This is a genomic window from Pseudomonas sp. 43(2021), from assembly GCF_017490805.1.
Taxonomy (GTDB): Bacteria; Pseudomonadota; Gammaproteobacteria; order Pseudomonadales; family Pseudomonadaceae; genus Aquipseudomonas.
Map to the genome: position 1 here is coordinate 1 of NZ_JAFGYJ010000085.1, position 1,054 is coordinate 1,054.

The 1,054-nt window shown below is 46.8% G+C and carries 2 protein-coding genes and 1 pseudogene; all 3 read left to right on the forward strand.

Annotated elements, in window-relative coordinates; translation table 11 throughout:
- Positions 1-332: pseudogene (locus J5M71_RS25990) on the forward strand (glycosyltransferase WbuB); the annotation flags it as partial.
- Between the two features lie 427 nt (positions 333-759).
- Complete coding sequence (locus J5M71_RS25995; protein WP_207838297.1) at positions 760-906, forward strand: hypothetical protein; 147 nt, start codon at positions 760-762, stop codon at positions 904-906.
- A 9-nt stretch (positions 907-915) separates the two neighbouring features.
- Positions 916-1,054 (forward strand): DUF6270 domain-containing protein (locus J5M71_RS29600; protein WP_347709876.1); only part of this gene is annotated, 139 nt, incomplete at its 3' end.

Sequence of the window (1,054 nt, forward strand, 5' to 3'; positions counted from 1 at the left end):
TTTTACACTTGAATAACCTAAAGGCATTTCGTCGTGTACTTCCCTCGAAGCTGTTTGAGTACGCCGCCACTAACAAACCTATTTGGGGCGGCCTTTCTGGTTATGCGGCGCGCTTTGCACAAAAACGCATCAAAAACACCGCACTATTCCGACCTTGTGATATAGAGGGTGCAATTGAGGCATTTAAACATCTAGAAATGCAGCAGACCTCTCGGTCTGATTTTGTCGAGCAATTCTCTCGAAACAATATCAAGAAAGAAATGGCTAAGGACATTTTACAGATTTCGCAAAAATACCTGGCTCGATCAACATGTCAGAATACCAAGAGTTAGGATATAGCAAGGATCGCGAACTCCTAACTATTGAAAAGCTCTACTCGCACTGAAGTCTGCATAGCTGACTCACCTCTTCTTCACGTAGCTTATTCTTATAGAAGCCTGCACTTTTCTTCCCACCTTGCCTCCAATCGTCTAGACCCCGAAGAAAGCCCCTCGGTTAGCGCCTCCTATAGCGCATCCAGTCGACCGAGAAATGAACTATCTGCGCTATCCAAGGGTCCTAGCTTCACGACTCAAGCAGTGCAGCATGACGACATTGAGAATTCCTCTGGATAAGCACCTAGTGCGTCACGAATCTATACTTGTGACGCATTATGGGTTTTGAGCGCCTAGCAGCCGCTGCGTGGCCGTTGCATTCCCCCTCCCTGCTCGGGATAATGCATTATCAGTTACCCCTCACAAGGCACAAATTGGATCCTATATGACCGCCACTACTAACCGCCCCATGAATATCGAGCCGCATCAGCGCTGCGCCAAGATAATCAATTCGGTTACGCCCGAAAACCATATGGGCTTTGTGGTCGCGCCATTTGATGCACTTTCAAATTGCATCACTCCAGAAGGCTAAAACAAGACAGTGACTAAGAATTTAATTATCTACGGCAGCTGCGTTTCCCGAGACATATTTAACCTCGAAGAAAACAGCGACTTCAGTCTCTTAGAATACTATGCCAGATCCTCTATGGCTTCACTATGCAGTGCGGCTTATGCTAACG